Raw genomic sequence first — 6,522 nt, forward strand, 5'->3', positions numbered from 1 at the left:
GCAATAAAGAACGGGTTCAGCCCTACGAAGGCACTGTGATTGCCATGCGTAACGGCGGAATTAATGAAACTATTACTGTGCGCCGTGTATTTCAGGGTGTGGGTGTAGAACGGGTGTTTTTGATTCACTCGCCCCGGATTGCCACGATCCAAGTGATGCGACGGGGGAAAGTCCGCAGAGCCAAGCTGTACTACCTGCGCGATCGGGTGGGCAAAGCTACCCGCGTCAAACAGCGCTTCGATCGCTCTCTTTAGGAATGCACTCAGGCTATTCCCCATTCAGAAATTGGAAATTGCTAAATTTTAAAAAAAAGTTTCCAATTTACGAGCGCACTGTGTTAGAATAAAATTCTAGAGGTTAAGCAAATATTCGCAACCTCACCTGTGCGCTCTTAGTTCAGTTGGTAGAACGCAGGTCTCCAAAACCTGATGTCGGGGGTTCAAGTCCTCCAGGGCGCGCTGAATCACCAAAACTTAAATTCTGCCCGAAAGCGCCCGGATTATTAGCTGGTAACAGCGGAAATCTCAAGCTTTTGGGTAGAATTAATTTTTGTGGGCGGTTCGCAAAAATCAGGACTTGCAGCAATGCAAATAGGGTAGGGCAGACCCGAATTAACGCTTGGGGAGAATCCCACGTCTAGTCTAGATGACGGCAGGAATCTAGGTTAAGTGGTTTCGTTGAACCAAGAATCCCCGCGCCTGATTGTCGGGGAATGTCAAGCTCAGATAGATTTGGCTTGTCAAGTGGTTGCTTTAGATTTGAGATGGAAATTGGGCTAAGTGGTTAGTGTCAAAAAATCTGAGACCCGATCGCCACTGACACAATCTAAAATCTAAAATCTAAAATCTGAAATCGCAAGGGGGATTCAATTGTGGCAAAAAAAGACGAAGCTCAAGAAACTCAAGAAATAACAGCGCCTGGGTTTGACCCTGCGGGTTTTTTTAAGGAAACGAGAGAAGAACTCGATAAGGTGGTTTGGCCGAGTCGGCAGCAGCTAATCAGTGAGTCTTTGGCAGTGCTCTTGATGGTAATCCTCTCAGCAAGCCTGATCTACTTGGTGGATAACTTCTTTAACTGGGGCGCAGCAAAGGTGTTTGGACCATGACTTTTGCATCAGAAGAATCTGAGTATTCCACAGAAACCACCGCAGAAAAAGGCTCGCCAGAGGTTCCGGCGATCGTGGCTCGCTGGTATGCTGTTCAGGTTGCTTCCGGCTGTGAAAAGCGGGTGAAGGCAAACTTACAGCAGCGGATTCAAACTTTGGATGTTGCCGATCGCATTGTTCAAGTGGAAATTCCGCAAACTCCGGCGATCAAAGTCGGTAAAGACGGTTCCAGACGGCAGTCAGACGAAAAAATCTTTCCCGGCTATGTACTCATCCGTATGTTTATGGACGAGGATACGTGGCAGGTGATCAAAAATACCCCGAACGTAATTAACTTTGTCGGGGCAGAACAAAAACGCCGCTACGGGCGCGGCAGGGGTCACGTCAAACCGCTACCTCTGAGTCACTCAGAAGTAGAACGGATCTTCAGAAATGCTCAGGAATCAGAACCAGTTGTCAAAGTATCGATGGCAACAGGAGACCACGTTGTGGTACTTTCCGGGCCATTTAAGGATTTTGAAGGTGATGTGATTGAAGTTAGCCCGGAACGGAACAAGCTCAAAGTTTTACTCTCGATTTTTGGGCGCGATACGCCTGTAGAATTAGAGTTCAATCAGGTTCAGAAACAGAACTAACTAATGGCAAAGAAAGTTGTTGCAGTAATTAAGTTGGCGATTACGGCGGGAAAAGCCAACCCAGCTCCTCCCATCGGCCCGGCCTTGGGTCAGCATGGCGTCAATATCATGATGTTTTGCAAGGAGTACAATGCTAGAACCGCAGACCAAGCGGGTCTAGTGGTTCCAGTAGAAATTTCGGTTTTTGAAGACCGCAGTTTTACGTTTATTCTCAAAACCCCGCCGGCGTCGGTTTTGATTCAAAAAGCGGCTGGCATTGCAAAAGGTTCGGGAGAACCTAATCGCAAGCAAGTAGGCAAGATTACCCAAGCTCAACTGCGAGAAATTGCGGAAACAAAAATGCCTGACCTTAACGCTAATGATGTTGAGGCGGCCATGAAAATTGTGGCTGGAACGGCTAAGAATATGGGCGTGGCGATCGCGGATTGAAGTCAGTTGACAGTTGACAGTTGACAGTTGCAGTTCCCTGAGCGTAGTCGAAGGGTCAGTTGATAGTTGACAGTTGACAGTTGCAGTTCCCTGAGCGTAGTCGAAGGGTCAGGTGACAGTTGACAGTTGACAGTTGCAGTTCCCTGAGCGTAGTCGAAGGGTAAGTTGATAGTTGACAGTTGACAGTTGCAGTTCCCTGAGCGTAGTCGAAGGGTCAGTAATTCCTGATTGTGAAGGTAAAATCTTCAATTCTTTAATCCAAAATCTAAAATCCAAAATCGTTCGATTCAGGGGGAGAAGCAAAGCTTCGCTAGGAATCGAACAAATTTTAGATATCGGATTGGCTGACAAGTTCAATCTAAAATCTAAAATCTACAATCTACAATCGACATACCCCAAAAAATCAAAATGGTCAAGAAAGTATCGCGAAGACTGCAAGAACTGCAAAAGAAAGTTGAAGAAAGAGCCTATCTACCACTAGAAGCTCTGGAACTTTTGAAAGAAACAGCTACAGCCAAGTTTGCTGAGTCGGCTGAAGCTCACATCCGTCTAGGAATTGACCCAAAATATACTGACCAGCAGTTGCGGACAACTGTGTCGTTACCCAAAGGAACTGGTCAAGTAGTCAGAGTTGCGGTGATTGCTAAGGGCGAAAAAGTTAAAGAAGCCCTGAATGCTGGTGCAGATATTGCTGGTTCTGAAGAGTTGATCGAGGAAATTCAGAAAGGCATGATGGATTTTGATTGCCTCATTGCGACTCCAGACGTGATGCCCTTGGTGGCAAAATTGGGTCGATTGCTTGGCCCTCGCGGTTTGATGCCTTCTCCCAAAGGCGGCACGGTGACTGCTGACGTTGCTCAGGCGATCAACGAGTTCAAAGGTGGTAAGATGGAATTCCGTGCCGATAAAACCGGCATCGTTCATGTTATGTTTGGCAAGGCTGCTTTTTCAGCAGAAGATTTGCTGGTTAACCTTCATGCTTTGCAAGAAACTGTTGACCGCAACCGTCCTTCTGGTGCAAAAGGTCGCTACTGGCGGAGTTTGTATGTATCCGCAACAATGGGCCCGTCGATCGAAGTCGATATCAGCGTCCTGCGTGATACTAAACTTGATGCTGGCTAGAAAGAATACTAATTTCTGTGTTCTCTCGTCAAAGCCTAATCCAAAATCAATAAGCTGAAGACCGCAGGTGCAGATCGCGCTTAATTTCCTGCCGAGGCTGAAGAACTAAAAACTCAGGATAGAAAGATTTAAAAGTGACTATTTTTAATTCTTTATTCTTAATTTTTAATTCTCTGCCCCGGCTCCCAGGTCGGGGTTTTTGATTGTCAGTTTTCGATCATCCTTAAAGGAGGTGAAATAAGTATGGGCAAAAGTTTAGCAGTAAAAAATGAGATTATTGCAGACCTCAAGCAAACCTTGAGCGAATCTCAACTGGTAATCGCGATCGACTACAAAGGTTTAACTGTGGCTGAAATCACAGATTTGCGTCGGCGTTTGCGTCCGAAAGGCAGCAGTTGCCAAGTGGCAAAAAACACGCTGATGCGAATTGCGGTTGAAGGCGACAAAACCTGGCAGCCGATGCAGGAATTGCTGACTGGTACGTCAGCGTTTCTGTTCGTGCAAGAAGATATCGGCGGCGCGATTAAAGCTTACCAAGAATTCCAAAAAGTCTCGAAAAAGACTGAACTTCGCGGCGGCGTGATGGAAGGACGGGTACTGAAAGAAGCTGATGTTAAGGCATTAGCCGATTTGCCGTCGAAAGAACAACTCATGGCTCAAATTGCTGGTGCTCTCAACGGTGTGGCTACCAAGCTGGCTGTGGGTATCAATCAAGTTCCTACTTCGATCGCTCGCGGTCTCAAAGCTTATGCTGAAAAAGACGGCGATTCAGCAGAAGTAGAAGCACAACCTGAAGCAGAAGCTGAAGCAGAAGCACAACCTGAAGCAGAAGCTGAAAGCGTATCTGCTTAAATAGTTTTGGTTTTGAATTTTGAGTTTTGAATTAATAAATCTTGAACTTAAAATTCACAACTGACAACTGACAACTAACAACTGACAATTAATCAAATCGAATTAGGAGTTCAACAAATGTCTACTGCAACTGATGAAATCTTGGAAAAACTTAAGTCTTTGACTTTGCTCGAAGCATCTGAGTTGGTGAAGCAAATCGAAGAAGCTTTCGGCGTGAGCGCTGCTGCTCCTGTCGGTGGCATGATGATGATGCCTGGTATGGGTGGTGGAGCCGCTGCTGAAGAAGTAGAAGAGCAAACCGAGTTTACTGTCATGTTGGAAGAAGTTCCTGCTGACAAGAAAATTGCCATCCTCAAAGAAGTCCGCGCGATTACCGGTTTGGGCTTGAAAGAAGCGAAAGACTTGGTAGAAGCCGCACCGAAAGCAGTTAAGGAAGCTATTGCTAAGGAAGCTGCTGAAGAAATGAAGAAACAGCTTGAAGCTGTGGGCGCAAAGGTATCTGTCAAATAGTAATAGAGTATAGCTGACGGGTTTAAACCTGTCGCTATCAGACCAAATCCTGCCTTGTTACCCCCTCTATGATTCGGCGGTTGAAACCGCTACTACAAAAACGAAGTCCGCCTCCGCGGACTAAGAAATAAAGGGGGTTTTTAACCCGGATTTGGTATCAGACCTCAGTCTTTACATCAAGACTGAGGATTTTTTGTGAATGACAGGACTGATATTTAAAATAGTCACCGAGTCGCATTTTTTCCGTTTATATTGTTGAGCGTTGTATAGGAATGATTTAACCACAGAGAACACAGAGGACACAGAGGGAGAGAAGAGAGGATTTGATATTATTGAGCATGGACAAGTTCACCCATAACATAGGTTGCTACAATTGTTCGGTCGTCGCCTAAGACGATCGTACTGAATAGCTGCTCCCCTAATTCTTCTATGGTGATTGGTGTCATCTGCTCATTGTTTTGCTCGTTTCTAAACGCCATAACTGGAGTTGCTCGTGGATTGAGAATCACAAAGTCTGCTTCTTTACCTACATCAAAGTTGCCGATTTTATCTTCCAGCTTTAGCGCTCTTGCTCCACCGAGTGTGGCTAGGAACATGGCTTGAAACGGTGAAAGCTTTTGCTGCTGAAGTTGAGCTACTTTGTAAGCTTCACTGGCAGTTTGCAACAATGAAAAACTGGTTCCAGCTCCGACATCGGTGGCTAAACCAAGCTTAATTGGTGCGTGCTTGGCGGTTGCTTGCTCGATATTAAACAATCCGCTGCCCAAGAACAAATTAGAAGTTGGACAGAATGCAATCGCGGCTTTTGCCTGAGCCAGTCGATCGAATTCAGCATCGGTTAATTGAACGCAATGGGCAAAGATGGAGCGCTCTCCCACCAAGCCAAATCGATCGTAAACATCCAGATAGCCCTGACTGTCTGGAAACAGTTGTTGCACCCATTCCACTTCCTTCATGTTCTCAGAGAGGTGCGTATGCAAATAGGTGTCTGGAAATTCGCTTAAAAGCTGGCGGGCGTAGGTTAGTTGTTGGGGGGTTGAAGTTGGTGCAAATCGGGGCGTGACAGCATAGAGCAAGCGATTTTTGCCGTGCCATTTTTCGATGAGCGCTCTGCTCTGGTAGTAAGACGACTCGGCTGTATCACAGAGAAAATCGGGAGCATGGCGATCCATCATCACTTTACCTACGATCGTGCGAAGATTTCTGCGATCGCATTCCTCAAACAATGAATCTACTGATTCTGGAAATACAGCTCCTAGTACAACGGCAGTTGTCGTACCATTGCGTAATAATTGGTCGATAAAAATTGGCGCCACGCGATCGCAATAAGCTTTATCTTTGAATTTATGCTCGGTGGGAAAAATATATTTCTCTAGCCATTCTAAGAGTTGTTCTCCATAGGCCCCAATAATTCCAGTTTGAGGAAAATGAATATGTAGATCGATGAATCCAGGCAAGAGGAGACGATCGGGATAAGACTCAATGGCAATCCCAACATACTGCTCTTTTAGTAACTCATAATCACCAAGCTCTTTGACCTTGCCCTGTTCTAAAACCAGTAATCCGTCTGGAATATAGCGAACACTCTCCGATTCAGACACATAAAAAGGATCGTCAACAAAATCTAAAATTGCACTGCGAAACGCTTTCAAAGTCATTGATGAAACCTCACTGCCATAAAGATGAATCGAGCAATGAATATACCAGCAATGATCCAAGTACCTCTAGGAACTTGATGAGCTTTCCGCTCTATAAGACTTAGACAAAGTTAGACACCGTTAGATGTTTTTACTCTGATGCTTATTTCCTGTTTCAGCGTAGTCTCAGAATGACTTCTGAGGGTTTGTCTACTCCACAGGCAATCTCGGT

Annotated in this window: 8 protein-coding genes, 1 tRNA gene and 1 other annotated feature; of the genes, 8 read left to right on the forward strand and 1 reads right to left on the reverse strand. The window is 45.6% G+C overall.

Going from position 1 to position 6,522, the window contains the following annotated elements; translation table 11 throughout:
• From rplS to rplL, 8 genes are all read left to right on the forward strand, one after another.
• Positions 1-254: 50S ribosomal protein L19 (rplS, locus tag AAFP11_RS29310; RefSeq protein ID WP_341740181.1), on the forward strand; the 254-nt coding region annotated here is incomplete at its 5' end.
• Between the two features lie 131 nt (positions 255-385).
• Positions 386-458: transfer RNA gene (locus tag AAFP11_RS29315), tRNA-Trp, on the forward strand.
• Positions 459-871: 413 nt separating this feature from the next.
• Positions 872-1,105, forward strand: coding sequence for a preprotein translocase subunit SecE (gene secE, locus AAFP11_RS29320; protein WP_341732533.1), 234 nt, complete (start codon positions 872-874; stop codon positions 1,103-1,105).
• Complete coding sequence (gene nusG / locus AAFP11_RS29325; RefSeq protein ID WP_341740182.1) at positions 1,102-1,740, forward strand: transcription termination/antitermination protein NusG; 639 nt, start codon at positions 1,102-1,104, stop codon at positions 1,738-1,740. The genes secE and nusG overlap by 4 nt, the downstream gene beginning before the upstream one ends.
• A gap of 3 nt (positions 1,741-1,743) precedes the next feature.
• Complete coding sequence (gene rplK, locus AAFP11_RS29330) at positions 1,744-2,169, forward strand: 50S ribosomal protein L11 (protein WP_194061482.1); 426 nt, start codon at positions 1,744-1,746, stop codon at positions 2,167-2,169.
• 408 nt (positions 2,170-2,577) lie between these two features.
• Positions 2,578-3,291 carry a 50S ribosomal protein L1 gene (gene rplA / locus AAFP11_RS29335; RefSeq protein WP_341740183.1) on the forward strand — a complete coding sequence of 238 codons (714 nt, stop codon included), beginning with the start codon at positions 2,578-2,580 and terminating at the stop codon, positions 3,289-3,291.
• A gap of 36 nt (positions 3,292-3,327) precedes the next feature.
• Positions 3,328-3,502, forward strand: a sequence feature (ribosomal protein L10 leader region).
• Positions 3,503-3,534: 32 nt separating this feature from the next.
• On the forward strand, positions 3,535-4,143 hold the full coding sequence (gene rplJ / locus AAFP11_RS29340) for a 50S ribosomal protein L10 (protein WP_341740184.1): 609 nt from the start codon (positions 3,535-3,537) through the stop codon (positions 4,141-4,143).
• Positions 4,144-4,260: 117 nt separating this feature from the next.
• Positions 4,261-4,653, forward strand: coding sequence for a 50S ribosomal protein L7/L12 (rplL, locus tag AAFP11_RS29345; RefSeq protein WP_340525229.1), 393 nt, complete (start codon positions 4,261-4,263; stop codon positions 4,651-4,653).
• Between the two features lie 329 nt (positions 4,654-4,982).
• Here rplL and guaD read toward each other — a convergent pair whose 3' ends face one another.
• Entirely contained in the window at positions 4,983-6,311 is a 1,329-nt protein-coding gene (gene guaD / locus AAFP11_RS29350; protein ID WP_341740185.1) for a guanine deaminase, read from the reverse strand.
• Positions 6,312-6,522 lie beyond the last annotated feature (211 nt).

It is taken from the genome of Microcoleus sp. CAWBG640, from assembly GCF_020883015.1.
Lineage (GTDB): Bacteria > Cyanobacteriota > Cyanobacteriia > Cyanobacteriales > Microcoleaceae > Microcoleus > Microcoleus anatoxicus.